At 61.3% G+C, this 25,612-nt stretch carries 22 protein-coding genes; 14 read left to right on the top strand and 8 right to left on the bottom strand.

Features of this window, described 5'->3' with window-relative positions:
• The first annotated feature begins 145 nt into the window (after positions 1–145).
• The 6 genes from lepA (at position 146) to pdxJ (ending at position 6,217) form a co-directional block, all read left to right on the top strand.
• On the top strand, positions 146–1,945 hold the full coding sequence (gene lepA, locus CKW21_RS09675) for a translation elongation factor 4 (protein WP_008020289.1): 1,800 nt from the start codon (positions 146–148) through the stop codon (positions 1,943–1,945).
• A 5-nt stretch (positions 1,946–1,950) separates the two neighbouring features.
• On the top strand, positions 1,951–2,805 hold the full coding sequence (lepB, locus tag CKW21_RS09670) for a signal peptidase I (protein ID WP_095193757.1): 855 nt from the start codon (positions 1,951–1,953) through the stop codon (positions 2,803–2,805).
• Positions 2,806–2,989: 184 nt separating this feature from the next.
• Entirely contained in the window at positions 2,990–3,679 is a 690-nt protein-coding gene (rnc, locus tag CKW21_RS09665; RefSeq protein WP_095193756.1) for a ribonuclease III, read from the top strand.
• Positions 3,672–4,574, top strand: a complete 903-nt coding sequence (gene era, locus CKW21_RS09660) for a GTPase Era (protein ID WP_007973959.1) — start codon at positions 3,672–3,674, stop codon at positions 4,572–4,574. Before rnc ends, era begins: the two co-directional genes overlap by 8 nt.
• A gap of 163 nt (positions 4,575–4,737) precedes the next feature.
• Positions 4,738–5,421, top strand: coding sequence for a DNA repair protein RecO (gene recO / locus CKW21_RS09655; protein WP_095193755.1), 684 nt, complete (start codon positions 4,738–4,740; stop codon positions 5,419–5,421).
• A 49-nt stretch (positions 5,422–5,470) separates the two neighbouring features.
• Positions 5,471–6,217, top strand: a complete 747-nt coding sequence (gene pdxJ, locus CKW21_RS09650) for a pyridoxine 5'-phosphate synthase (protein WP_095193754.1) — start codon at positions 5,471–5,473, stop codon at positions 6,215–6,217.
• Between the two features lie 126 nt (positions 6,218–6,343).
• Here the strand turns inward: pdxJ and mltF are convergent, their stop codons facing one another.
• Positions 6,344–7,804, bottom strand: a complete 1,461-nt coding sequence (gene mltF / locus CKW21_RS09645) for a membrane-bound lytic murein transglycosylase MltF (RefSeq protein ID WP_095193753.1) — start codon at positions 7,802–7,804, stop codon at positions 6,344–6,346.
• Between the two features lie 286 nt (positions 7,805–8,090).
• Here mltF and purL point away from each other — a divergent pair, with 286 nt between their 5' ends.
• Positions 8,091–11,987 carry a phosphoribosylformylglycinamidine synthase gene (gene purL / locus CKW21_RS09640; RefSeq protein ID WP_095193752.1) on the top strand — a complete coding sequence of 1,299 codons (3,897 nt, stop codon included), beginning with the start codon at positions 8,091–8,093 and terminating at the stop codon, positions 11,985–11,987.
• Between the two features lie 5 nt (positions 11,988–11,992).
• Positions 11,993–12,304, top strand: a complete 312-nt coding sequence (gene cutA / locus CKW21_RS09635) for a divalent cation tolerance protein CutA (protein ID WP_095193751.1) — start codon at positions 11,993–11,995, stop codon at positions 12,302–12,304.
• 183 nt (positions 12,305–12,487) lie between these two features.
• Here the strand turns inward: cutA and nagE are convergent, their stop codons facing one another.
• The 7 genes from nagE to CKW21_RS09600 all read right to left on the bottom strand — a co-directional run bounded on the left by nagE (position 12,488) and on the right by CKW21_RS09600 (position 21,367).
• Positions 12,488–14,203, bottom strand: a complete 1,716-nt coding sequence (nagE, locus tag CKW21_RS09630; protein ID WP_095193750.1) for an N-acetylglucosamine-specific PTS transporter subunit IIBC — start codon at positions 14,201–14,203, stop codon at positions 12,488–12,490.
• A gap of 30 nt (positions 14,204–14,233) precedes the next feature.
• Positions 14,234–16,750 carry a phosphoenolpyruvate--protein phosphotransferase gene (gene ptsP, locus CKW21_RS09625; RefSeq protein ID WP_095193749.1) on the bottom strand — a complete coding sequence of 839 codons (2,517 nt, stop codon included), beginning with the start codon at positions 16,748–16,750 and terminating at the stop codon, positions 14,234–14,236.
• Between the two features lie 155 nt (positions 16,751–16,905).
• Positions 16,906–17,916 (bottom strand): SIS domain-containing protein, encoded by a 1,011-nt coding sequence (locus tag CKW21_RS09620; protein ID WP_371917516.1) that lies wholly within the window; start codon positions 17,914–17,916, stop codon positions 16,906–16,908.
• Positions 17,909–19,015, bottom strand: a complete 1,107-nt coding sequence (gene nagA, locus CKW21_RS09615; RefSeq protein ID WP_095193747.1) for an N-acetylglucosamine-6-phosphate deacetylase — start codon at positions 19,013–19,015, stop codon at positions 17,909–17,911. Before nagA ends, CKW21_RS09620 begins: the two co-directional genes overlap by 8 nt.
• Before the next feature lie 70 nt (positions 19,016–19,085).
• Positions 19,086–19,817, bottom strand: coding sequence for a GntR family transcriptional regulator (locus CKW21_RS09610; protein WP_095193746.1), 732 nt, complete (start codon positions 19,815–19,817; stop codon positions 19,086–19,088).
• A 448-nt stretch (positions 19,818–20,265) separates the two neighbouring features.
• Positions 20,266–20,769 (bottom strand): murein L,D-transpeptidase family protein, encoded by a 504-nt coding sequence (locus CKW21_RS09605; protein WP_095193745.1) that lies wholly within the window; start codon positions 20,767–20,769, stop codon positions 20,266–20,268.
• A gap of 49 nt (positions 20,770–20,818) precedes the next feature.
• Positions 20,819–21,367 carry an NUDIX hydrolase gene (locus tag CKW21_RS09600; protein ID WP_095193744.1) on the bottom strand — a complete coding sequence of 183 codons (549 nt, stop codon included), beginning with the start codon at positions 21,365–21,367 and terminating at the stop codon, positions 20,819–20,821.
• A 147-nt stretch (positions 21,368–21,514) separates the two neighbouring features.
• On the opposite strand from CKW21_RS09600, the gene CKW21_RS09595 reads away from it, so the two are divergent.
• From CKW21_RS09595 to CKW21_RS09565, 6 genes are all read left to right on the top strand, one after another.
• Complete coding sequence (locus CKW21_RS09595; RefSeq protein WP_095193743.1) at positions 21,515–22,114, top strand: CoA pyrophosphatase; 600 nt, start codon at positions 21,515–21,517, stop codon at positions 22,112–22,114.
• 48 nt (positions 22,115–22,162) lie between these two features.
• Complete coding sequence (locus CKW21_RS09590) at positions 22,163–22,687, top strand: gamma carbonic anhydrase family protein (RefSeq protein ID WP_095193742.1); 525 nt, start codon at positions 22,163–22,165, stop codon at positions 22,685–22,687.
• Positions 22,684–22,899 carry a DUF1289 domain-containing protein gene (locus CKW21_RS09585; RefSeq protein ID WP_095193741.1) on the top strand — a complete coding sequence of 72 codons (216 nt, stop codon included), beginning with the start codon at positions 22,684–22,686 and terminating at the stop codon, positions 22,897–22,899. The genes CKW21_RS09590 and CKW21_RS09585 overlap by 4 nt, the downstream gene beginning before the upstream one ends.
• Before the next feature lie 190 nt (positions 22,900–23,089).
• A complete protein-coding gene (locus tag CKW21_RS09575) occupies positions 23,090–23,557 on the top strand; it encodes a preQ0 transporter (RefSeq protein ID WP_095193739.1) in 468 nt (155 codons plus the stop codon).
• Between the two features lie 100 nt (positions 23,558–23,657).
• Positions 23,658–24,839, top strand: coding sequence for a formate-dependent phosphoribosylglycinamide formyltransferase (gene purT, locus CKW21_RS09570; RefSeq protein WP_095193738.1), 1,182 nt, complete (start codon positions 23,658–23,660; stop codon positions 24,837–24,839).
• A 218-nt stretch (positions 24,840–25,057) separates the two neighbouring features.
• Positions 25,058–25,606: a sugar ABC transporter ATPase gene (locus CKW21_RS09565; protein ID WP_095193737.1), complete on the top strand. Its 549-nt coding sequence runs from the start codon at positions 25,058–25,060 to the stop codon at positions 25,604–25,606.
• The last annotated feature ends 6 nt before the right edge of the window (positions 25,607–25,612 follow it).

The raw sequence follows: 25,612 nt of genomic DNA, 5'->3' as shown, positions 1-25,612 counted from the left end.
TCATGAAAAACGCCCCTGTCGCAAGATCGGGGCGTTTTTGTACGCGCCGTCTGACCTGCGAACGTGACGCTTGCGTCGTGGATCAGGTACAATTCCCGGCTATTTTTCGGCGGGCTATGCCTGCAGCCTTTTTGAGTGTTGATCCGTGAGTGATTTGAGTCATATCCGCAATTTCTCCATCATCGCCCACATTGACCATGGCAAGTCGACGCTGGCCGATCGCTTCATCCAGATGTGCGGCGGCCTGGCCGAGCGTGAAATGGAAGCCCAGGTGCTGGACTCCATGGACCTTGAACGCGAGCGCGGGATCACCATCAAGGCTCACAGCGTCACTCTGTATTACAAGGCCAAAGATGGTATCAACTACCAGCTGAACTTCATTGACACCCCCGGCCACGTTGACTTCACCTACGAAGTCAGCCGCTCGCTGGCGGCCTGCGAAGGTGCGCTGCTGGTGGTCGATGCCGGTCAGGGTGTGGAAGCTCAATCGGTAGCCAACTGCTACACAGCGATCGAGCAGGGCCTGGAAGTGATGCCGGTGCTGAACAAGATCGACCTGCCACAGGCCGATCCGGAGCGCGTCAAGGAAGAAATCGAAAAAATCATCGGCATCGATGCCACCGACGCGGTTACCTGCTCTGCCAAGACCGGTCTGGGCGTCGATGAAGTACTCGAGCGCCTGGTCACCACCATCCCGGCGCCGACCGGCAACATCGAAGATCCGCTGCAAGCGTTGATCATCGACTCCTGGTTCGACAACTACCTGGGTGTTGTCTCCCTGGTTCGCGTTCGCCACGGCCGCGTGAAGAAGGGCGACAAGATCCTGGTCAAGTCCACCGGCAAGATCCACCTGGTGGACAGCGTCGGTGTATTCAACCCGAAACACACCCCTACCGCCGACCTGAAAGCCGGTGAAGTGGGCTTCATCATCGCCAGCATCAAGGACATTCACGGTGCGCCAGTGGGCGATACCCTGACCTTGAGCTCGACGCCGGACGTCGATGTGCTGCCGGGGTTCAAACGCATCCAGCCGCAGGTTTACGCCGGCTTGTTCCCGGTCAGCTCCGACGATTTCGAAGACTTCCGCGAGGCGCTGCAAAAGCTCACCCTCAACGATTCGTCGCTGCAGTACACCCCGGAAAGCTCGGATGCACTGGGCTTCGGCTTCCGTTGCGGCTTCCTCGGCATGTTGCACATGGAAATCATCCAGGAGCGCCTCGAGCGCGAATACAACCTGGACCTGATCACCACGGCGCCGACGGTAATCTTTGAGCTGCTGCTCAAGACCGGCGAGACGATCTACGTCGATAACCCGTCCAAGCTGCCGGACCTGTCTGCCATCGAAGACATGCGCGAGCCGATCGTGCGCGCCAATATCCTTGTGCCGCAAGAGCACCTGGGTAACGTCATTACCCTGTGCATCGAGAAGCGTGGCGTACAGGTCGATATGCTGTTCCTCGGCTCCCAGGTGCAAGTGACCTACGACCTGCCGATGAACGAAGTGGTGCTGGACTTCTTTGACCGTCTGAAATCCACCAGTCGCGGCTATGCTTCTCTGGACTACCATTTCGATCGTTACCAATCGGCTAGCCTGGTGAAGCTGGACGTGCTGATCAACGGCGACAAGGTCGACGCCCTGGCGCTGATCGTGCACCGTGACAACTCGCACTACAAAGGTCGCCAGTTGACCGAGAAGATGAAAGACCTGATTCCGCGGCAGATGTTCGACGTGGCAATCCAGGCCGCCATTGGCGGTCAGATTGTGGCGCGTACAACCGTCAAGGCACTCAGAAAGAACGTATTGGCCAAATGCTACGGTGGTGACGTCAGCCGTAAGAAAAAGCTGCTGGAAAAGCAAAAGGCCGGTAAAAAACGCATGAAGCAGGTCGGTAACGTGGAAATTCCACAAGAAGCCTTCCTTGCGGTGCTCAGGTTGGATAGCTAGGTCCTATGTCACTAAATTTCCCGCTGTTGCTGGTCATCGCCGTGTTCGTCTGCGGCCTGTTGGCGTTGCTCGATGTGCTGTTCCTGGCGCCGCGTCGGCGGGCCGCCATTGCCTCCTATGAGGGCAGCGTCAGCCAGCCTGACATGGTGGTGGTCGAGAAACTGAACAAGGAGCCGTTGCTGGTCGAGTACGGCAAATCGTTCTTCCCGGTGTTGTTCATCGTGCTGGTGCTGCGTTCGTTCCTGGTGGAACCGTTCCAGATTCCGTCCGGCTCGATGAAGCCGACCCTGGATGTCGGCGACTTCATCCTGGTGAGCAAGTTTTCCTACGGGATCCGCCTGCCGGTGATCGACAAGAAAGTCATCGAAGTCGGTGAGCCACAACGCGGTGATGTGATGGTGTTTCGCTATCCGAGCGATCCGAACGTCAACTACATCAAGCGTGTCGTTGGCTTGCCGGGTGATCAGGTTCGTTACACCGCCGACAAGCGTCTGTTCGTCAACGGTGAGTCGATTGCCGAGCAACTGGTCGGCTCCGAGCCGGGCACGCTGGGCAGTGCCGAGCTCTACAAGGAAAAACTCGGTGTCGCCGAGCACATGATCCGCAAGGAAATGAGCCGCTACCGTGCAACGCCGGACCGTTCGTGGACCGTGCCTGCCGGGCACTACTTCATGATGGGCGACAACCGCGACAACTCGAACGACAGTCGCTACTGGGATGATCCGAGCATTCCCAAGGATCTGCTGGGCATGGTTCCCGACAAGAATATCGTCGGCAAGGCCTTTGCAGTCTGGATGAGCTGGCCGGAACCCAAACTCAGTCACCTGCCGAATTTCTCGCGGGTTGGCCTGATCCAGTAATCAAACACGGCGCTGTTGAACACAGCGCCGAATGCATTTCTGGAGTCGACAGATTCGGCGCCGGAAGCATGAAGCCAATGATATTCAGGACGTTATTTTTGAACACAGCGTTAATTGTCCCAAGCCTGCGCCGACTTTCGGCGATGGCGGTGGAATCCAACCACGAACTCAGCGTGGGTAAACCGTGAGCGTCTCTTTAAGCCGTCTCGAGCGTCAGCTCGGTTACACCTTCAAGGATCAGGAACTGATGGTCCTGGCCCTGACTCACCGCAGCTTTGCCGGGCGTAACAACGAGCGCCTGGAATTCCTCGGTGACGCCATCCTCAACTTCGTCGCCGGCGAGGCGCTGTTCGATCGCTTCCCGTTGGCCCGCGAAGGCCAGTTGTCGCGTTTGCGCGCGCGTCTGGTGAAAGGTGAGACCCTGGCCGTGCTGGCCCGTGGTTTCGATCTGGGCGAATACCTGCGCCTGGGTTCGGGCGAGCTGAAAAGTGGCGGTTTCCGTCGCGAGTCGATCCTGGCCGATGCGCTTGAAGCGCTGATCGGAGCGATCTACCTGGACGCCGGCATTGAGGTGGCACGCGAGCGCGTACTGGCCTGGCTGGCCGGCGAGTTCGAAGGCCTGACGCTGGTCGACACCAACAAGGATCCGAAAACCCGCCTGCAGGAATTTCTGCAGTCCCGTGGTTGTGAGCTGCCGCGTTACGAAGTGGTGGATATCCAGGGTGAACCGCATTGCCGGACGTTCTTCGTCGAATGCGAGATCATCCTATTGAATGAAAAAAGCCGAGGTCAGGGTGTGAGCCGTCGCATTGCCGAACAGGTAGCGGCCGCCGCAGCACTGATTGCCCTGGGTGTGGAGAATGGCAATGACTGATACAAACGCAACTCGCTGTGGCTATGTTGCCATCGTCGGCCGTCCGAACGTGGGCAAGTCCACGTTGCTGAACCACATCCTGGGTCAGAAGCTGGCGATCACCTCGCGCAAACCGCAAACCACCCGTCACAACATGCTCGGCATCAAGACCGAAGGCGACGTGCAGGCGATCTACGTCGACACGCCCGGCATGCACAAGGGTGGCGAGAAAGCCCTGAACCGCTACATGAACAAGACCGCTTCGGCAGCGTTGAAAGACGTCGACGTGGTGATCTTCGTGGTTGACCGCACCAAGTGGACCGAAGAAGACCAGATGGTCCTCGAACGCGTGCAGTACGTGACCGGCCCGCTGATCGTCGCCCTGAACAAGACCGACCGCATCGAGGACAAGGCCGAGCTGATGCCGCACCTGTCCTGGTTGCAGGAACAGCTACCGAACGCACAGATCATCCCGATCTCGGCTCAGCACGGGCACAACCTCGATGCGCTTGAGCGGGTGATTGCCGAGCACTTGCCGGAAAACGATCACTTCTTCCCGGAAGACCAGATCACCGACCGCAGCAGCCGCTTCCTTGCTGCCGAGCTGGTGCGTGAAAAAATCATGCGTCAGATGGGCGCCGAGCTGCCCTACCAGATCACCGTTGAAATCGAAGAGTTCAAGCAACAGGGCAAAACCCTGCACATTCATGCCTTGATCCTCGTCGAGCGTGATGGCCAGAAGAAAATCATCATTGGCGACAAGGGCGAGCGCATCAAGCGCATCGGTACGGAAGCGCGCAAGGACATGGAGCTGCTGTTCGACTCCAAGATCATGCTTAACCTTTGGGTGAAGGTTAAGGGTGGCTGGTCCGACGACGAACGTGCGTTGCGTTCGCTGGGCTACGGCGACCTGTAAATCGCCCAGCAGCACACCGATTCAATTGTGGGAGCGAGCCTGCTCGCGAAGAGGATGTAACATTCAGCATTGATGTTGACTGTCACACCGCTTTCGCGAGCAGGCTCGCTCCCACAGTGGTTTTGGGTTGATTGTAAAATCGCGTTCCGTCATCGAGAGCTCCATGTCCCAGCCAATCGGCCAACCCGCCTACGTCCTCCACAGTCGCGCCTACCGCGAAAGCAGTGCCCTGGTGGACTTCCTCACGCCGCAAGGCCGGCTGCGGGCAGTGCTGCGCAGTGCGCGGGGCAAGGCGGGGACACTGGCACGGCCGTTCGTGCCGCTGGAAGTCGAGTTTCGCGGTCGTGGCGAGCTGAAAAATGTCGGGCGCATGGAAAGTGCCGGCGTGTCCACCTGGCTCAATGGCGAGGCGCTGTTCAGTGGCCTGTATCTCAACGAACTGCTGATTCGCCTGCTGCCCGCCGAAGACCCTCATCCCGGTGTGTTCGAGCATTACGCCGCGACCTTGCTGGCCTTGGCCGAAGGTCGACCATTGGAACCCTTGCTGCGCTCCTTCGAATGGCGGCTGCTCGACGACCTCGGTTACGGCTTTGCTCTCAATGCCGACATGCATGGCGACCCCATCGCCCCGGACGGTCTTTATCGCTTGCAAGTGGATGCGGGGCTGGAACGGGTCTATCTGCTGCAACCGGGTCTGTTCAATGGCGTCGAGTTGCTGGCCATGGCCGAGGCCGACTGGTCCGCCCCCGGCGCCTTGTCCGCCGCCAAGCGCCTGATGCGTCAGGCGCTGGCTGTTCACCTTGGCGGTCGCCCCTTGGTTAGCCGTGAGCTGTTTCGCAAGCCGTAGTCTCCCCGTATGCTGTGCACCGAACTTTCTCTTCTTCTGGAGCGCTTCCGTGACCACCAGCACCCGCATTCTTCTTGGCGTGAACATCGACCACGTTGCCACCCTGCGTCAGGCCCGGGGCACACGCTACCCGGACCCGGTCAAGGCAGCACTGGATGCGGAAGAGGCGGGCGCTGACGGTATTACCGTTCACCTGCGTGAAGACCGCCGGCACATTCAGGAGCGCGACGTGCTGCTGCTCAAGGACGTGCTGCAAACCCGCATGAACTTCGAAATGGGCGTCACCGAAGAAATGATGGCGTTTGCCGAGCGTATCCGTCCGGCGCACATCTGCCTGGTACCGGAAACCCGTCAGGAGCTGACGACCGAAGGTGGTCTGGACGTGGCGGGGCAGGAAGCGCGGATCAAGGCTGCTGTGGAGCGCCTGTCGAAGATCGGCGCTGAAGTGTCACTGTTTATTGATGCCGATGAGCGGCAGATCGAAGCTTCGCGCCGTGTCGGTGCTCCAGCCATCGAGCTGCACACCGGGCGTTATGCCGACGCCGAGACGCCCACCGACGTTGCCGAAGAGCTCAAGCGTGTCGCGGACGGTGTGGCGTTTGGCCTGGCCCAGGGGCTGATCGTCAATGCCGGCCACGGTCTGCATTATCACAACGTCGAAGCCGTTGCCGCGATCAAGGGTATCAACGAACTGAACATCGGCCATGCGCTGGTGGCTCATGCGTTGTTCGTTGGCTTCAAGTCGGCTGTTTCGGAGATGAAGGCGCTGATTCTTGCGGCTGCCGCCAAGGCCTGAAGCACACTACAAAACCTTGTGGGAGCGAGCCTGCTCGCGAAAGCGGGGTGTCAGTCGACATGACTTTGACTGATACACCGCATTCGCGAGCAGGCTCGCTCCCACAGTTTTGATAGGGGAAGGCCGTTAAAGCGGTGCTGGCTCCTGCGCCGGCTTGGTCTTGTCTATTCCCGGCACATGCAATTTGCCCTCGGCCACCTGATCGCCTTCAAGCTGCGGCTGCGTGACCCAGGTCAGGATGTCGTAGTAGCGGCGGATGTTCGCCACGAAGTGCACCGGCTCACCGCCTCGGGCGTAGCCGTATCGGGTTTTGCTGTACCACTTCTTCTCGGACAGGCGCGGCAGGATCTTTTTCACGTCCAGCCACTTGTCCGGATTCAGACCCTCCTTGGCCGCCAGTTTGCGCGCGTCATCCAGATGACCGCCGCCAACGTTGTAGGCCGCCAGGGCGAACCAGGTGCGATCCGGTTCCTTGATCGAGTCGTCCAACTGATCTTTCACGTAGGCCAGGTACTTGGCGCCGCCCATGATGCTTTGCTTGGGGTCAAGGCGGTTGGACACACCCATGGCCTGCGCGGTGTTCTGGGTCAGCATCATCAGGCCGCGCACCCCGGTCTTGGAGGTCACGGCCGGTTGCCACAGGGATTCCTGATACCCGACCGCCGCCAACAGGCGCCAGTCGACTTTCTCTTTCTTGGCGTACGCCTTGAAGTGCTGTTCGTATTTGGGCAGACGCTGCTGCAAGTGTTGGGCAAACGTGGTGGCGCCCATGTAGCCAAGGACGTCGACATGCCCGTAGTAGCGGTCCTTGAGGCGTTGCAGCGTGCCGTTTTTCTTGACCTTGTCGAGGTAGTCGTTGATTTCGTTAAGCAGGCTGTTGTCGTCGCCGGCGGCCACCGCCCAGCTCTGGTTGTTGGCATCACCCAGGTCAAAGGCGACCCGGATATTGGTGAAATACACCTGGTTCATCGCGACTTCGTTGGAGTCGACCAGCGTCAGGTCGACCTGACCTTCGTCCACCATGCGCAGGAGATCAACGACCTCGACCGCGTCGGACTCTTCGTATTCGATGCCGGGAAATTTCTTTTTCAGCTGCGCCAGTTGCTCGGCGTGGGTGCTGCCCTTGAGCACCATGATCTTCTTGCCCACCAGATCTTTCGCGTCGGTCGGACGCGACTGGCCGTTGCGGTAGATGATCTGTGGGGTGACTTCCAGATAAGAGTGGGAAAACCGCACCTGCTTCTTGCGTTCCTCACTACTGACCAGGCCGGCAGCCGCCAGAACCGGGCCGTTGGGCTTGCCCACCTGATTGAACAGGTCGTCGAGGTTGTCGGCGGTCTCGATTTTCAGCTCGACCCCCAGATCGTCGGCGAAGCGCTTCACCAGCTCGTATTCGAAGCCGGTTTCACCGTTGCGATCCTGAAAGTAGGTGGCGGGGCTGTTACGGGTAACCACCCGCAGCACACCATCCTCCTTTACGCGCTCCAGCGTGTTGGGTTTATCAACACAGCCACTGAGCATCAGGAAGAGTCCGGTTGCGATCAGCCATTTGGCGTACCGCGGACGCAAAGCCGTTGGGGAAAACATTTGCGCAGTATACGCAAAGGACCACGAGCGCCATATCTCGACAGCAAAGGGCTAGTCTGCTAGGGCAGGGAAAACCGCTGTGAAGCCCGCAGGAATGGGCTCTGGCGACATTTTGTGACAGTAAAAATATCCCGTCACAATCGACTCGATCAACGCTGGCGACCGGTCCGCAAAGCCGGGCCGACGCCCGGGTGCAACCGCGTGTAGCGTTTCGGGTGATGTCGCGGGCTGTTTAGGCTAGAATGCACGGCCTCAAAGCACACCCCTTCCCGAGGCTGTCCCGAAGATGTTGATCCTGCGCGGCGCTCCTGCCCTTTCTGCCTTTCGCCACAGCAAACTCCTTGAGCAACTGAGCCAAAAGGTCCCGGCTGTCAGTGGCCTGTATGCTGAATTCGCTCACTTCGCCGAAGTCACCGGCGTCCTGACCGGCGACGAACAGCAGGTGCTCGCGCGCCTTCTGAAGTACGGTCCAAGCGTTCCGGTCCAGGAGCCGACCGGTCGTCTGTTCCTGGTGCTGCCGCGTTTCGGCACCATCTCGCCGTGGTCGAGCAAGGCCAGCGACATCGCTCGCAACTGCGGCCTGACCAAGATCCAGCGTCTGGAGCGCGGCATCGCCTTTTATGTAGCCGGCCAGTTCAGCGACGCTGACGCCCAGCTTATTGCTGAAGGGCTGCACGACCGCATGACCCAGATCGTCCTGGGCAACCTGGAACAAGCCGCCGGCCTGTTCAGCCACGCCGAACCCAAGCCCCTGACCGCGATCGACGTGTTGGGTGGCGGTCGCGCCGCGCTGGAAAAAGCCAACACCGAGCTGGGCCTGGCCCTGGCCGAAGACGAGATCGATTACCTGGTCAACGCCTTCGTCGGCTTGAAGCGCAACCCGCATGACATCGAACTGATGATGTTCGCCCAGGCGAACTCCGAGCACTGCCGTCACAAGATCTTCAACGCCAGTTGGGACATCGACGGCCAGAGCCAGGAAAAAAGCCTGTTCGGCATGATCAAGAACACCTACCAGATGCACAACGAAGGCGTGCTGTCGGCTTACAAGGACAACGCTTCGGTGATCGTCGGTTCCGTGGCCGGGCGTTTCTTCCCGGATCCTGAAACCCGCCAGTACGGCGCGGTGCAGGAACCGGTGCACATCCTGATGAAAGTCGAGACTCACAACCACCCGACCGCGATTGCCCCGTTCCCGGGCGCATCCACCGGTTCCGGTGGCGAGATCCGTGACGAAGGCGCGACCGGTCGTGGCGCCAAGCCGAAAGCCGGCCTGACCGGTTTCACCGTGTCCAACCTGCAGATCCCGGGTTTCGAACAGCCGTGGGAAGTGCCGTACGGCAAGCCCGAGCGCATCGTCACCGCACTGGACATCATGATCGAAGGCCCGCTGGGCGGCGCTGCGTTCAACAACGAATTCGGCCGTCCGGCGCTGACCGGTTACTTCCGTACTTTCGAACAGTCCATCACCACGCCTCATGGTGATGAAGTTCGCGGTTACCACAAGCCGATCATGCTGGCCGGCGGCATGGGCAACATCCGTGAAGAACACGTCCAGAAAGGCGAGATCGTCGTCGGCTCCAAGCTGATCGTGCTCGGCGGCCCGGCGATGCTGATCGGCCTGGGCGGCGGCGCGGCTTCCTCCATGGCTACCGGCACCAGCTCGGCGGACCTGGACTTCGCTTCGGTACAACGCGAAAACCCGGAAATGGAGCGTCGCTGCCAGGAAGTCATCGACCGTTGCTGGCAACTGGGTGACAAGAACCCGATCAGCTTCATCCACGACGTGGGCGCGGGCGGTCTGTCCAACGCCTTCCCGGAATTGGTCAACGACGGCGACCGTGGTGGCCGTTTCGAACTGCGCAACATTCCAAACGACGAGCCGGGCATGGCCCCGCACGAAATCTGGAGCAACGAATCCCAGGAACGTTACGTGCTGGCGGTCGGCCCGGCTGACTTCGAGCGCTTCAAGGCGATCTGCGAACGCGAGCGTTGCCCGTTCGCCGTGGTCGGCGAAGCCACTGCCGAGCCGCAGCTGACTGTTACGGATAGCCACTTCGGCAACAGCCCGGTGGACATGCCACTGGAAGTGCTGCTGGGCAAGGCTCCGCGCATGCACCGCTCGGTGGTTCGTGAAAACGAGCTGGGCGACGATTTCGATCCGTCGACCCTGAACATCGCCGACTGCGTCGAGCGCGTTCTGCATCACCCGGCCGTGGCCAGCAAAAGCTTCCTGATCACCATCGGCGACCGCACCATCACCGGCCTTGTTGCCCGTGATCAGATGGTCGGCCCGTGGCAGGTTCCGGTGGCCGACGTTGCCGTCACCGCCACCAGCTTCGACGTCTATACCGGTGAAGCCATGGCCATGGGCGAGCGGACTCCGCTGGCGCTGCTGGACGCCCCGGCGTCGGGTCGCATGGCCATCGGCGAAACCCTGACCAACATCGCGGCTTCGCGGATCGGCAAGATCTCCGACATCAAGCTGTCGGCAAACTGGATGTCCGCTGCCGGTCACCCAGGTGAAGACGCGCGTCTGTACGACACCGTCAAAGCCGTCGGCATGGAACTGTGCCCTGAACTGGGCATCACCATTCCGGTGGGCAAGGACTCGATGTCCATGGCCACCCGCTGGAACGATGACGGCGTGGACAAGGCGGTGACTTCGCCAATGTCGCTGATCGTGACCGGTTTCGCGCCAGTGACTGACATCCGTCAGACCCTGACCCCGCAACTGCGCATGGACAAGGGCACCACCGACCTGATCCTGATCGACCTGGGCCGCGGCCAGAACCGCATGGGTGCCTCGATCCTTGCCCAGGTTCACGGTAAGCTCGGCAAACAGGCGCCGGACGTCGATGACGCCGAAGACCTGAAAGCCTTCTTCGCCGTCATCCAGGGCCTCAACGCCGACGGTCACCTGCTGGCTTACCACGACCGTTCCGACGGTGGTCTGTTGACCAGTGCCGTGGAAATGGCCTTCGCCGGTCACTGCGGCCTGAGCCTGAACCTCGACGGCGTGGCGGAAACCTCGGCGGACATCGCCGCGATCCTGTTCAACGAAGAACTGGGCGCCGTGATCCAGGTTCGCCAGGACGCTACCCCGGACATCCTCGCGCAGTTCAGCGCTGCCGGTCTGGGCGAGTGCGTGTCGGTGATCGGGCAGCCGATCAACAACGGCGAAATCAGCATCACTTTCAATGGCGACACCGTCTTCGAAGGCCAGCGTCGTCTGCTGCAACGCCAGTGGGCCGAAACCAGCTACCAGATCCAGCGTCTGCGTGACAACGCCGACTGCGCCGATCAGGAATTCGACGTGCTGCTGGAAGAGGACAACCCGGGCCTGAGCGTCAAGCTCAGCTACGACGTCAACCAGGATGTCGCCGCGCCTTACATCAAGAAAGGCATTCGTCCACAGGTTGCCGTATTGCGTGAGCAGGGCGTCAACGGTCAGGTGGAAATGGCGGCGGCGTTCGACCGTGCCGGTTTCAACGCGATCGACGTGCACATGAGCGACATTCTGGCCGGCCGTGTCGACCTGAACGAGTTCAAGGGCCTGGTGGCCTGCGGTGGTTTCTCCTACGGCGACGTACTGGGTGCCGGTGAAGGCTGGGCCAAGTCGGCGCTGTTCAACAGCCGTGCCCGCGATGCGTTCCAGGGCTTCTTCGAACGTAACGACAGCTTCACCCTCGGCGTGTGCAACGGTTGCCAGATGATGTCCAACCTGCACGAGCTGATCCCGGGCAGCGAGTTCTGGCCGCACTTTGTGCGTAACCGTTCCGAGCAGTTCGAAGCCCGCGTGGCGATGGTGCAGATCCAGGAATCGAACTCGATCTTCCTGCAAGGCATGGCCGGTTCGCGTATGCCGATCGCCATCGCCCACGGTGAAGGCCATGCCGAGTTCGCCAGCGAAGAAGCACTGCTGGAAGCCGATCTGTCCGGTTGCGTGGCGATGCGTTTCGTCGACAACCACGGCAAGGTCACCGAAAGCTACCCGGCCAACCCGAACGGCTCGCCGCGCGGGATCACCGGTTTGACCAGTCGCGACGGTCGCGTGACCATCATGATGCCGCACCCGGAGCGCGTGTTCCGTGCCGTGCAGAACTCGTGGCGTTCGGAAGACTGGAACGAAGACGCACCTTGGATACGTATGTTCCGTAACGCTCGCGTCTGGGTTAACTGATCGCCGTGTACAAGCTCAGCTTTTTTGTTCCCGACAGTCATGTCGACGTGGTCAAAAGTGCCGTATTCGCCGCCGGTGGCGGGCGGATCGGTGCTTACGACCACTGTGCGTGGCAAGTGCTGGGGCTTGGCCAGTTTCGACCATTGGACGGCAGTCAGCCGTTCATTGGTGAAGAGGGGCAAGTCGAGCAGGTCGAGGAATGGAAGGTTGAGCTGGTGGTGGCCGATGAGTTGATTCGCTCGGTGGTGGCGGCTCTGAAACAGAGCCATCCCTACGAGACACCAGCGTATGAGGTGTGGCGGTTGGAGGATTTCTGATCTTCCGGGCTGCCAAAAAGAAAACCCGCTGAAGTGATTTCAGCGGGTTTTTTATTGTCCAGGATTTGCGGTGCGATTTAGGGTCTCTTCGCGAGCAGGCTCGCTCCCACAATGGATCTGCGTACACCGAACCACTGTGGGAGCGAGCCTGCTCGCGAATGCGATTCATCAGGCACCGAGGATCTAAACCTTGGCACTCACCTCACTGCGATTGACCAACGCTTCCAGCGCCTCACTCAGGCTTGCGGCCCTGTCACCCACCAACAGATGCCAGATGCCGCCCTCAAGCTGACTCACCCCCTGACAACCCAGCACCTTCAAATCGCACTCCGACAATGCCTTGCCATCGGCCAGTAGCAGGCGAATCCGGGTCATGGCCACGCAGTTCAGTTGCAGCACATTGTCGCCACCACCCAAGGCATTCAGCCATTGCCGGGCTTCGGGCGCCGCCATGGCGGCGGGTGGTGGTGCGTCGACCGTCGCAGCCGGAGTGGAGATCACCGCGCGCCCCAATGCTGGCATCGCCAGGCGAATCTCATCGGCAATGCTGTCGGCCATCGGCCCGACCACCACCTGCAAGCTGCCGCCCTTGCCCGGCCGTACCACGGCCATGGCACCCAGCGCTTTCAAGTCCGCATCCGACGCTTTGTTGCGATCCACCATGTCCAGTCGCAGGCGTGTGGTGCAGGCGCCGACGGTGATCAGGTTCTCGGCACCACCCAAGGCCTTGATGTAGGCCCCGGCACGGTCGCTTTCAGCCACGGCAGTCTTTTCGGTCGCGGCGCTGTCTTCCCGGCCTGGTGTCTTGAGGTTGAAACGGCGAATGCAGTAATCGAACACCAGGTAGTAGATCAGCGCATAGACCAGGCCTACCGGCACCACCCGCCAGCCATTGGTGGATTTGCCCCAGCCGAGGATCATGTCGATGAAGCCGCCGGAAAAGGTGAAGCCGAGGTGGATGTTCAGCAGGTTGGTGACGGCCATGGACAGGCCGGTCAGCAGCGCGTGCAGCAGGAACAACAGCGGTGCGAGGAACATGAAGGCGAATTCGATGGGTTCGGTGACGCCGGTCAGGAATGAGGTCAGGGCCATCGACAGGAAAATCCCGCCCATGATTTTGCGTCGCTCCGGCAGGGCGTTGCGGTACATCGCCAGGCAGGCGGCGGGCAGGCCGAAGAGCATCACCGGGAACATGCCGGTCATGAACTGGCCACCTTTCGGGTCGCCGGCAAAGTAGCGCGATATATCGCCGGTCACCAGGGCGCCCGTGGTCGGGTCGGTGAAGTTACCGAACACGAACCAGGCCATGTTGTTGATGATGTGGTGCAGGCCGGTGACGATCAGCAGGCGGTTGAGCACACCGAAAATGAACGCACCGATGCTGCCGCTCTCCAGCAGCAACGCGCCGAAGCCGTTGATGCCGTGCTGGACCGGCGGCCAGATCAGGCCGAACACAACACCCAGGCCTACCGCACTGAAACCTGTGACAATCGGCACGAAACGCCGGCCGCCGAAGAATGCCAGGTACTCCGGCAACTTGATGTCCTTGAACCGGTTGTACAGCGCGCCGGCCATCAAGCCGCTGATGATCCCGGCGAGCATGCCCATGTTGATGCTCGCATCCAGCACTTTGAGCGTGGACACCATCACCAGATAACCAATGGCTCCGGCCAGGCCGGCCGTGCCGTTGTTGTCCTTGGCGAACCCGACGGCGATGCCGATGGCGAAGATCAGTGCCAGGTTGGCGAAAATCACCTGACCGGCGTCGTGGATGATCGCGATGTTCAACAGGTCCGTGTCGCCCAGGCGCAGCAGCAGGCCGGCAATCGGAAGGATTGCGATCGGCAGCATCAGCGCGCGGCCGAGGCGCTGCAGGCCTTCGATGAAGTATTGGTACATGGCGGTTCTCCCTGGATTTTTTGTTGTTCTTTAGCTCAGAGGCCAATGCTGGTGACAGGCATGACGTACTGCCGAGGCGCTGCTCAGCTTGAGCAGGTCCTGGCTGATGCGACGGCATTCGCTGGCGTCGAGGTGGCGTACGCGGTCCTTGATTTCACCGATCTGCACCGGGCTCACCGACAGTTCGCTCACGCCCAGCCCGATCAGTACCGGCGTGGCCAGCGGATCGGAGGCCAGCGCGCCACAAACCCCGACCCAGCGCTTGTGCTGCGCAGCACCGGCACAGGTCAGGGCGATCAAGCGCAGCAGCGCCGGGTGCAGGGCGTCGACCCTTGAGGCGAGGCCGGCATGGTCGCGGTCCATGGCCAGGGTGTATTGCGACAAATCGTTGGTGCCGATGGACAGGAAGTCCGCGTGTTCGGCCAGTTGCTCGGCCAGCAGTGCGGCGGCCGGGACTTCGATCATCACCCCCAACTCCGGGCGCTCGCTCAAGCCCAGCTCGATGCACAAGGCGTCGAGGCGTTGGCGGATGTGCAGTAGCTCGTCGACTTCGGTGACCATCGGCAACAGGATTCGACAACGGGACAACGGCGTAACGTGCAGCAGCGCGCGCAGTTGCTGGTCGAGCAGTTCCGGGCGGGCCTGGGCCAGGCGAATGCCACGCAGGCCGAGTACCGGGTTCGCTTCGGCGGGCAAGGGCAGATAGTCGAGTTGCTTGTCGCCGCCGACGTCGATGGTGCGGATGATCACCGACTTGTCGCCCATGGCATCGAGGACCGCTTGATAGGCGCGGTGTTGCTCCTGTTCGTCCGGCGCGGTATTGCGGTCGACAAACAGAAACTCGGTACGCAAGAGGCCGACGCCATCCGCGCCATTGGCCAAGGCATCCGCGGCTTCGACGCTGGAGGCAACATTGGCGGCGACTTCGATGCGCTGGCCATCCTGGGTTTGCGCCGGGCTGTGCGCCTGGGTCTGTTGCTCGGCGCGGCGTTTCTGATGATCAAGCTGCGCCTGATGCACCTCAGCCAGGCGTTCGGCGCTTGGCATCAGTTCGAGACGACCACCGTCCGCGTCCAGCACGACCGCCTGGCCCTGTTCCTGATCCAGCAGCGATGAGCCCAGTGCGACCAGGCACGGCAAGCCTTTGCCCCGGGCGAGAATCGCCACATGGGACGTCGCGCCCCCTTCGGCCATGCACAACCCGGCGACACCTTGCTGGCTCAGTTGCAGCAGATCGGACGGGGTCAGCTCGTGAGCGGCGACGATGGCGCCGGGCGGTACGTCGTAATGCCAGGCTTCACCAAGCAGGGCGCGCAGCACCCGTTGCTTGAGGTCGCGCAAGTCGTTGGCGCGTTCAGCCAACAGCGAACTGCCCAGTTGCTGGAGCACGTCGCACTGCACGTCGATCGATTGGGCCCAGGCGTGGGTAGCCGCCGTGCCGTGGTCGATGGACAGATGGGCCGCGTCCAGCAATGCCGGGTCTTCCAGTAACGCCAGGTGGGCGGCGAAGATGGCTTCTTCGTCAGTATTCTTGTGTTTTCTGGCCTGGGCCAAGGTGCCGGCGATTTCACTGCGGACCTGGCTCAGTGCGCAATCGAGGGTTTGCCGTTGTTGCGCCGGATCGTTGTGCCCGGCATCCGCAGGCAGGCTGATGGCGTTCAAGCGCAACAGTGGCCCGCCGACCAGCCCCGCAGAGGCGCAGACGCCATGCAACACGCCGGCTTCAGCCACGCGGTTGCGTTGTATCATCGGTGTCGGGGCCACGGCGTGATGTTCTTCGGGCAGTGCCGTGGACAGCGCGGTCAACAAGGCTTGCAGTGCGGCTTCGGCGTCCGTGCCCTGGCAACTGACTTGCACTTCGTCCTGCTCGCCGATGGCCAAGCCCATCAGGCCGATCAGGCTGTCGCATTTCGCCGATTTACCGGCGAAATGCAGCTGCGATTTGCTCTTGAAACCCTGGGCGGTTTGCCGAATCAACGCGGCCGGCCGAGCATGCAAACCGCCACGGTGGGCAATGCGGATGTGGCCGACCATTTCTTCGCCGGCCAGCTCCACGTCCGCCTGCGCGCCCGCGCCATGGCGGCGGATGATGTGCAGCAGCGGCTCGCCGACTTTCACTGATTTGAGGGTGATGGGACGGGCCTGAAAGTCCTGGCTGTTGGTGAGAATCAGCAGGCTGACCAGGCTTTTGCACTGTTGCGCGACCTGGTCCTGATCGTAGCGCAGCAACGGCTGGCCGTTGGCAACCCGTGCGCCTTCCTGAACCAGCATCGAAAAGCCCCGGCCTTGCAGTTCGACCGTGTCGAGGCCCAGGTGCAGCAGCAGTTCGGCACCGTTGTCGGCCCGCAGGGTCACGGCGTGGCCCGTGCGCGCGACGTGTACCACCACACCGGCGCACGGCGCGTGCAGGGTGTCGTTCAACGGGTCGATGGCGATCCCGTCGCCCATGGTGCCGCTGGCAAACACCGCATCCGGGACTTTGGCGAGTGTGAGCACCGGGCCGCTGAGCGGGGCGCTGAGGGTCAGCTCTTTATTGTTGTTGTGCATGGCTCGGTCTCATTGAAAACAGAATTCGGATCGTTTCGCTCCCCCTGTGGGAGCGAGCCTGCTCGCGAAGAACCTGAGAACAACGCGTTCATTCAGGAAACCCGCGTTATCGTTAGCGTCCATCGCGAACAGGCTCGCCCCACAGGGCGTTGCCTTTAATGGGTGCGCGTCACTTTGCTCAGGTGCCGCGGCTGGTCCGGGTCCATGCCGCGTGCAACCGCCAGCCCGGCGGCCATCACATAAAAACTCTGGATCGCCAGGATCGGATCGAGAGCCGGGTGTTCGGCGCGGGTCAGGGGCAGGTCGCGCTCGCTCACGTCATCCGGCGCCGCCAGCAATACCCGTGCACCGCGCTGACGCATGTCCGCCGCCAGGCTCAGCAGGCCGGCTTGTTCGGCACCGCGTGGGGCGAAAATCAGCAAGGGGTAGTGCTCGTCGATCAGCGCCATGGGGCCGTGGCGGACTTCGGCGCTGCTGAAGGCTTCGGCCTGAATCGCCGAGGTCTCCTTGAATTTGAGCGCCGCCTCCTGAGCGATGGCGAAACCGGCGCCACGGCCGATCACCATCAAGCGCTGGCAATCGCGCAGGGCCTCGATAGCGGGGCTCCAGTCCTGCCGCGCGGCATCGCGCAAGCCTTCGGGCAAGGCGAGGCCGGCTTCGAGCAGTTCGGCATCTTCTTTCCAGTGACCGATCAACCGGGCGCTGGCGCTGAGCGTGGCGATGAAACTCTTGGTCGCGGCGACGCTGCTTTCAGTGCCGGCCAGCAGCGGCAGGCTGAATTCACAGGCGGCCTCCAGTGGCGAGTCGACGGCGTTGACCATCGAGATGCTAAGCGCGCCGCGTTTGCGCAACAGGCGCAGGCTGTTGACCAGGTCCGGGCTCTGCCCCGATTGCGAAAAGGCGAACGCCACCTGACCGCTGACTTTCAACGGTGCCTGCTGCATGGTCACCACCGACATCGGCAGCGATGCCACCGGGATGCCCAGCCACTGCATGGTCAGGTAGGCGAAATAACTGGCGGCGTGGTCGGAACTGCCACGGGCCACGGTCATGGCCACTTGCGGCGGCTGGCGACGCAGGCGGCCGGCGATCTCGATCATCGCTGAGTCGAGTTGCTGCAGTTGGGCTTGCACGGCCTCGAACGAGGACAGCGCCTCTTCAAGCATTTTTGAAGTCAATGTCTTCTCCTTCGACCATGACGGCGGTCAGTTTCAGTGAGCGATCCAGCCGCACGCAGTCGGCCCAGGCACCCGTTTGCAGGCGCCCGCGCTCGGTGAGGCCGAGGTAATCGGCGGGAAATTGCGACAGGCGTTGCGAGGCCTCGGTGATCGGCAAACCGATCTTCACCAGATTGCGCAGGGCCTGATCCATGGTCAGGGTGCTGCCGGCCAGGGTGCCGTCGGGCAGGCGCACGCCGCCCAGGCATTTGGTCACGGTGTGGCTGCCGAGCTTGTATTCGCCGTCGGGCATGCCCGCTGCGGCGGTCGAGTCGGTCACGCAATACAGGCACGGGATCGAGCGCAGGGCCACGCGCATCGCGCCGGGGTGCACGTGCAGCAAGTCCGGGATCAGTTCGGCATATTGGGCGTGGGCCAGCGCCGCGCCGACGATGCCCGGCTCGCGGTGATGCAACGGACTCATGGCGTTGTAGAGGTGAGTGAAACTGGTGGCACCGGCTTCCAGCGCGGCGACGCCTTCTTCGTAACTGCCGAGGGTATGGCCGATCTGCATGCGTACACCGCGGGCGCTAAGAGCGCGGATCAGCGCATCGTGGCCGGCGATTTCCGGGGCGATGGTGATGACGCGAATCGGCGCCAGGGCCAGGTATTGCTCGACTTCGGCCATCATCGCGGTGTGGGCGAAGTTCGGTTGCGCGCCGAGTTTGCCGGGATTGATGTAGGGGCCTTCGAGGTGCACGCCCAGCACCCGGGCGCTGCCCTTGGGTCGATCCAGACAGAACTCACCGACGGCTTTGAGCACCTTGGTGATTTCTTCGCTCGGCGCGGTCATGGTAGTGGCCAGCAGCGAGGTGGTGCCGAAACGCACATGGGTCCGGGTGATGGTTTCGAAAGCGGGCGCGCCTTCCATGATGTCCTTGCCGCCTCCGCCGTGAACGTGCAGGTCGATGAAACCCGGCAGCAGATAGGGCAGGTCGTTGTCCGCCGGATCGCAGGGCACGCCTTCGATGGACACGACCTTGCCGTGTTCGTGGACCAGCCGGCCGCGAACCCAGCCGTCGGCGGTGAGGATGTTGTCTTCGGACATGAATCGGTTCTCGGTTGATCGATCAGCGAGGTGGCTTTCTATCGAGGAAGCGCTTCATCGACGAAGCTCTTCATCTACGGAGCTCGGCGACAAAATCGTAGTAATCATTGCGGCAATAGGTGTCGGTGACTTCGATGGGCGTGTTGTCTTCGAGGTAGCCGACCCGGGTCATCAGCAACATGGCGGTGCCGGGGGCGATGCCTACCAGCGCGGCGAACTCGTCCGAGGCGTTGATGGCCTGTATGTGCTGCAAGGCGCGCACGACAGGTTTGCCAATGCCATCGAGGTATTCGTAAAGGGAATCGCCCACTGCCTGCGGTTTGGGAATGATCGAGGCGGGCAGGGTGCTCATCTCGATGGCCATCACCGTGTCGTCGGCCTTGCGCAGGCGTTTCATGCGCGCCACCTTGTCGTTGGGCGACAGGCCGAGGCGGATCAGTTCTTCGTGGGTCGGCAGGGTGATTTCCCGCTCCAGCCATTGCGAACCGGGAACAAACCCCTTGAGGCGCAACATTTCGCTGAAGCCCGACAGGCGCGACAGCGGTTGTTCCAGGCGTGGGGTAATGAACGTGCCGGAACCCTGGTTGCGACGGATCAGGCCCTGTTCGAGCAACACTTCCAGTGCCTTGCGTGCGGTGACGCGGGATATGCCCAGCATTTCGCTGAGGTTGCGTTCCGACGGCATTGCCTGCTCGGCTTTCCACTGGCCGGCATGGATCGCCGCTTCCAGGTTGCGCGCCAGTTGCAGGTACAACGGCGTGGGCTGGGTGTCGTCAGGGCGCAGGGCGTGTAGGTCATTCATGTAGGTTTGGTCCGATGCGGATGTAGGATTGTTGTCGCTCGGTTGTGGGTGAAACCTAATACCACTTGAATACCATGTCAACGCAGTGTCCTGGCTTAAGGCGTGGAGAAACCGGCCTGTTCAGGTGCTTTGGGAGGGGGTTGGTTTGAAGTGGTATTAGGGGTGGGAATTTTGAACGCAAAGATCGCAGCCTTCGGCAGCGCCCACGGGTGGAAGTGGTATCTGCCCTGTAGGCGCTGCCGAAGGCTGCGATTTTTTGAATTTTTTTTTGATCCCGACCGAAGGTAGCGGTCAGAGGATGATCATTGTGGCGAGGGAGCTTGCTCCCGCTGGGGCGCGAAGCGGCCCTAAAAACAGAGAGTGCAGTGTCAGATAGAAATTGGAACCGCTTCGCAGCCCGGCGGGAGCAAGCTCCCTCGCCACAAAAGCTCGCATGTCACACAAAAGTTTACGGACGGATTTCGATCATCGTGCCGTCCGGCACCAGGTTCCAGATTTCGCGCATGTCCATGTTGCGCATGGCGATGCAGCCGTCGGTCCAGTCCAGGGTGTGGAACAGGTCCTCAGGGTTGTCTTCGGTGTCGGGGGTGCCATGGATCATGATCATGCCGCCGGGATCGACGCCTTCACGTCGTGAGCGGGCGGAGTCGCTGATGTTCGGGTAGGAGATATGCATGGCCAGGTTGAAGCGGTCGCTGACCTTGCGCCAGTCGAGCCAGTAGAAACCTTCCGGCGTGCGTTTATCGCCCTCCATCAGTTTCGGCCCTATGGGGCGCTTGCCCAGGGAAATGCGATAGGTCTTGAGCGGCTTGCCGTCATTGATCAATTGCAATTGGTGGGCAGACTTGAGAACCAGGACTTTCTCGATGACCTTGCCGTCCAGGGATCCCACGGCAGACGCCTGGGACACCGCAACGAACGACAAACAGAACAGGGCAAGCAACCAGCGCATTGAAACGATTCCCCAGGAGGTGTCGCGACTATTTATTTATAGATGTTTTTTAGTTGGCAGGCTGAGCAAGCGGCGGGATCGATTCAGACCGTACGGGGTAGACCTCGGTCCGCCGGTCAGCGAAGAAGCATTCTAAGGTACGGCCCACTGTGCGGAAAGCCAGCTCGTCCCAAGGGATGTCCGCTTCGTCGAATAATTGCACTTCGAGGCTCTCGGGGCCGGCGGCAAAGTCCAGGTCCGCCAGTTCGGCGCGGAAGAACACGTGCACCTGGCTGATATGCGGCACATCGATCAGCGTATAGATACTCAGGTTGCGCACCCGGGCGCAGGCTTCCTCGGCGGTTTCACGAATGGCCGCCTGTTCGATGGTTTCGCCGTTTTCCATGAAACCGGCGGGCAGGGTCCAGTAACCGAGCCGAGGCTCGATGGCGCGTCGGCACAGCAGGACCTTGGTGCCCCAGGTCGCCAGGCAGCCGGCGACGATATTGGGGTTCTGGTAATGAATGGCGTGGCAACTGTCACAGACAAAACGCAGGCGCGAATCGCCTTCGGGAATGCGTTGGGTCACCGGGTTGCCGCACTGACTGCAAAATTTCATGCTTGGGTTCCTGAATGCTGCGCCTATCTTGGCGTGCGGCGGTGTCTGTCGGCAAGTTGTCGTTTCGCGACACGCCGCCATCCGGGGGGTTGGGCGACCGAAGCGATTGGTGCATGATGCAAGGTAAGGCACAAATCGAGAACACTCATGCTGGACGAGCTACTGCATCGGGTAAGTAACCACACCCCGCGCGCGCTGGAGACTGACCGACGTTTCCCCGAGGCTGCCGTATTGGTGCCCATTACCCGCAGTGACGAGCCGGAACTGGTGCTGACGTTGCGTGCCAGCGGGCTCTCGACCCATGGCGGCGAAGTCGCCTTCCCCGGCGGCCGGCGTGACCCCGAAGACCCGGACCTGATTTTCACCGCCCTGCGCGAAGCCGAAGAAGAGATCGGCCTGCCGCCGGGTCTGGTCGAAGTGATCGGTCCGCTGAGCCCGCTGATCTCCCTGCACGGCATCAAAGTCACGCCTTATGTTGGCGTCATTCCGGATTTCGTCGAGTACCGGGCCAACGATGCTGAAATCGCCGCCGTGTTCAGCGTCCCGCTGGAGTTCTTCCGAAAGGACCCGCGCGAGCACACCCATCGCATCGATTACCAGGGCCGCAGCTGGTACGTGCCGAGCTATCGCTATGGTGAGTACAAGATCTGGGGATTGACCGCGATCATGGTCGTGGAGTTGATCAACCTTCTCTATGACGCCAAGATCAGCCTGCATCAACCGCCAAAAAGCTTTATCAATACCTGAAGCCATCATTCGAATGGCCTGAACACGTGACGCCTTGAGGACAACACAATGAAATACCGCTTGGGCGACGCCCGTGTCGAGACCCACCCGGACAGCTGGGTCGCACCCAACGCCGTGCTGGTGGGCAAGGTCAAGCTGGAAGAGGGCGCCAACGTCTGGTTCAACGCCGTGCTGCGCGGCGACAACGAGTTGATCCTGATCGGCAAGAACAGCAACGTCCAGGACGGCACCGTGATGCACACCGACATGGGCTACCCGCTGACCATCGGTACCGGCGTGACCATCGGCCACAACGCCATGCTGCATGGCTGCACCGTCGGCGACTACAGCCTGATCGGTATCAACGCAGTGATCCTCAACGGCGCGAAGATCGGCAAGAACTGCATCATCGGCGCCAATTCGCTGATCGGCGAAGGCAAGGAGATTCCGGACGGTTCGCTGGTCATGGGCTCGCCGGGCAAAGTGGTGCGCGAACTGACCGAGCCGCAGAAGAAAATGCTCGAAGCCAGCGCCGCCCACTATGTGCATAACTCGCGGCGTTATGCCCGCGATTTGGCTGAGCAGGAACAATGACTACGCCAGAACGTCCGGTGTTATCGCCCTGCGTGAATATTTGTGCGTTGGACGACGATGACATCTGCACCGGGTGCCAGCGCACAGTGGAAGAAATCACCCGCTGGAGCCGGATGGACAATGCCGAGCGGCGCAAGGTGCTGGAGTTGTGTCATGAGCGGGCCAAATCCAGTGGGTTGGTGTGGATGTTGCCCTCGAAATCCGATTCCTGAGTCGTTTGACGCTTTCGTGGCGAGGGAGCTTGCTCCCGTTGGGGCGCGAAGCGGCCCTGAGATCAACCAAACAGCATTCAGGAAGATTTTTGGGGCTGCTCCGCAGCCCAGCGGGAGCAAGCTCCCTCGCCACAGGTTATTTGTGACCTGAAGATGAAGTACCCTGTGCGCCAAATTGACAGGTACTTCCATGTTTTTCCTCATCGCCTACATCAGCAGCGTCGTGCTGATCAACTACGCCTTTTCCACCGCCCCGGACCTGGACATCATCTGGTCAGCCTGGGGCGGTCTGGTGTTTGTGCTGCGCGACATGGTGCAAACCCGTTTCGGCCACGGCGCGATCGCGGCGATGCTGGCGGCGCTGGTGTTGTCCTATGTGACGTCCGATCCGTCCATCGCCCTGGCCAGCGCCACGGCGTTCGCGGTGTCCGAGTGCATTGACTGGCTGGTGTTCAGCATCACCAAGCGCCCGCTGCACGACCGCCTGTGGATAAGTTCGGCCCTGAGCATTCCGCTCGATACCTTTATCTTCTTCGGCATGATCGATGCGCTGACCCCTGGTGTGATTCTCACCGCCCTGGGCTCGAAGTTCGCCGGCGTGACCGCCGTGTGGCTGATCATGGCCTGGCGCCTGCGCAAACAGGCTCTCGTCAGCTGAAGCCAAACCCCGCGGTTCATGTAAAATGCCGCGCTTTCTCCCATGGGATGCGCGCCCGGCGTTGCATTCCTCGATGATCCGCTTCCTTGAGGACCTTCAGATGACCCGTATCGGAACTCCATTGTCGCCCACCGCGACCCGCGTATTGATGTGTGGCTGTGGCGAGTTGGGCAAGGAAGTGGTGATCGAACTGCAACGCCTGGGCGTTGAAGTGATTGCCGTGGACCGTTACGCCAATGCGCCGGCCATGCAGGTTGCCCACCGCAGCCACGTGATTAACATGCTCGATGGCGCAGCCTTGCGTGCAGTGATCGAAGCCGAGAAGCCGCACTTCATCGTGCCGGAAATCGAAGCCATCGCCACTTCGACCCTGGTGGAGCTGGAAGCCGAAGGCTTCACCGTAATTCCCACCGCACGTGCCGCCCAGCTGACCATGAACCGCGAAGGCATCCGTCGCCTGGCCGCCGAAGAGCTGGACCTGCCGACCTCACCGTACCACTTCGCCGACACCTTCGAGGACTACAGCAAGGCCGTCGAAGACCTCGGTTTCCCGTGTGTGGTCAAACCGGTCATGAGCTCGTCGGGCAAAGGCCAGAGCCTGCTGCGCAGCGTCGATGACGTGAAAAAGGCCTGGGATTACGCGCAAGAAGGCGGCCGTGCCGGTAAAGGTCGGGTGATCGTCGAAGGTTTCATCGATTTCGACTACGAAATCACCCTGTTGACCGTGCGACACGTTGGCGGCACCACCTTCCTCGCGCCGGTCGGCCACCGTCAGGAGAAGGGCGACTACCAGGAATCCTGGCAGCCGCAAGCCATGAGCCCGATTGCCCTGGCCGAATCCGAGCGCGTGGCCAAAGCCGTGACCGAAGCCCTGGGTGGCCGTGGCCTGTTTGGCGTCGAGCTGTTCATCAAAGGCGACCAGGTGTGGTTCAGCGAAGTCTCGCCGCGCCCGCACGACACCGGCATGGTCACGATGATTTCCCAGGACCTGTCGCAGTTCGCCCTGCATGCACGGGCGATCCTCGGCCTGCCGATCCCGGTGGTGCGCCAGTTCGGTCCTTCGGCCTCGGCGGTGATTCTGGTGGAAGGGCAGTCGACCCAGACCGCTTTCGCCAATCTCGGCGCCGCACTGAGCGAGCCGGATACCGCGCTGCGTCTGTTCGGCAAGCCTGAAGTCAATGGCCAGCGCCGGATGGGTGTGGCACTGGCACGCGACGAGTCGATCGACGCTGCCCGGGCCAAGGCCACCCGCGCGTCGCAGGCGGTGGTTGTCGAGCTGTAAAAACAGCGGCGGCGGGCCTATACCTTCTAGGTGTGGGCTCGCCCTGATGCCGGTCAGAAGGTACTGAACTGTGGGAGCGAGCCTGCTCGCGAAAGCTGTTTCACATTCAACATCCATGTTGATACGAACTCCGCTTTCGCGAGCAGGCTCGCTCCCACAGGGATTACGCCGGAAGGACGGGCGCAAGACCTTTCATCAATGCTTCAGGCCTGTACCCCATGAATTCGCAAAGCATCATCGTCCCGAAAATCTCCACGCTGCCGGTGCACGAGCCCCGGGCGCGGGCGATCGTGCGTTGGCTTGTCCGCAAGAACATCATCAAGGAAGAGCTGACCACTTGTGGCCGCACGGGCAATCGCATGGCCCACGCCATCGGCGAAGGCGCACGCGATGTGGTCCTGCACCCGGAAGCCCTGCCGTTCGGCGAGCCGATCAATGGCCTGGAGATCATCACCAAGCGCTGCATCTATACGCCGGCCAAGGGTTTTTTGGGCGAAGCGGGCTGTGCCGAGTGTCGCAAGGAAATCGGCGAAGCGCTGTTTGAAAGCCTGGAAGACTGGATGCCGGGGCGCACCGACAACTTCACCTGCCCCGAATGCGGGCATGAAGATGACATCAACGGCTTTCTGTTCCTGCAGGAGTGCGGCTTCTCCAATTTGGGGTTCATCTTCAATAATTGGGCCGAAGCGGGGTTCAAGCAGGCATTTCTCGATGAGTTTGCCGATTGGCTGGATCAGCCGGTGAGCTGGGTAAAAGTCGAGTTGTAATACGGC

The sequence above is a fragment of the Pseudomonas sp. Irchel 3A7 genome (assembly GCF_900187565.1).
Classification (GTDB): domain Bacteria; phylum Pseudomonadota; class Gammaproteobacteria; order Pseudomonadales; family Pseudomonadaceae; genus Aquipseudomonas.
Note: the sequence above shows the minus strand (reverse complement) of the source record. Positions and strands in the feature narration are given on the sequence as shown.

Excerpts from the sequence above, each read along its gene's own strand:
- lepB (WP_095193757.1), top strand. The coding sequence starts at position 1,951 with ATGTCACTAAATTTCCCGCTGTTGCTGGTCATCGCCGTGTTCGTCTGC.
- era (WP_007973959.1), top strand. The coding sequence starts at position 3,672 with ATGACTGATACAAACGCAACTCGCTGTGGCTATGTTGCCATCGTCGGC.
- recO (WP_095193755.1), top strand. The coding sequence starts at position 4,738 with ATGTCCCAGCCAATCGGCCAACCCGCCTACGTCCTCCACAGTCGCGCC.
- mltF (WP_095193753.1), bottom strand. The coding sequence starts at position 7,804 with ATGTTTTCCCCAACGGCTTTGCGTCCGCGGTACGCCAAATGGCTGATC.
- purL (WP_095193752.1), top strand. The coding sequence starts at position 8,091 with ATGTTGATCCTGCGCGGCGCTCCTGCCCTTTCTGCCTTTCGCCACAGC.
- nagE (WP_095193750.1), bottom strand. The coding sequence starts at position 14,203 with ATGTACCAATACTTCATCGAAGGCCTGCAGCGCCTCGGCCGCGCGCTG.
- ptsP (WP_095193749.1), bottom strand. The coding sequence starts at position 16,750 with ATGCACAACAACAATAAAGAGCTGACCCTCAGCGCCCCGCTCAGCGGC.
- CKW21_RS09620 (WP_371917516.1), bottom strand. The coding sequence starts at position 17,916 with ATGCTTGAAGAGGCGCTGTCCTCGTTCGAGGCCGTGCAAGCCCAACTG.
- nagA (WP_095193747.1), bottom strand. The coding sequence starts at position 19,015 with ATGTCCGAAGACAACATCCTCACCGCCGACGGCTGGGTTCGCGGCCGG.
- CKW21_RS09610 (WP_095193746.1), bottom strand. The coding sequence starts at position 19,817 with ATGAATGACCTACACGCCCTGCGCCCTGACGACACCCAGCCCACGCCG.
- CKW21_RS09605 (WP_095193745.1), bottom strand. The coding sequence starts at position 20,769 with ATGCGCTGGTTGCTTGCCCTGTTCTGTTTGTCGTTCGTTGCGGTGTCC.
- CKW21_RS09600 (WP_095193744.1), bottom strand. The coding sequence starts at position 21,367 with ATGAAATTTTGCAGTCAGTGCGGCAACCCGGTGACCCAACGCATTCCC.
- CKW21_RS09595 (WP_095193743.1), top strand. The coding sequence starts at position 21,515 with ATGCTGGACGAGCTACTGCATCGGGTAAGTAACCACACCCCGCGCGCG.
- CKW21_RS09590 (WP_095193742.1), top strand. The coding sequence starts at position 22,163 with ATGAAATACCGCTTGGGCGACGCCCGTGTCGAGACCCACCCGGACAGC.
- CKW21_RS09585 (WP_095193741.1), top strand. The coding sequence starts at position 22,684 with ATGACTACGCCAGAACGTCCGGTGTTATCGCCCTGCGTGAATATTTGT.
- CKW21_RS09575 (WP_095193739.1), top strand. The coding sequence starts at position 23,090 with ATGTTTTTCCTCATCGCCTACATCAGCAGCGTCGTGCTGATCAACTAC.
- purT (WP_095193738.1), top strand. The coding sequence starts at position 23,658 with ATGACCCGTATCGGAACTCCATTGTCGCCCACCGCGACCCGCGTATTG.
- CKW21_RS09565 (WP_095193737.1), top strand. The coding sequence starts at position 25,058 with ATGAATTCGCAAAGCATCATCGTCCCGAAAATCTCCACGCTGCCGGTG.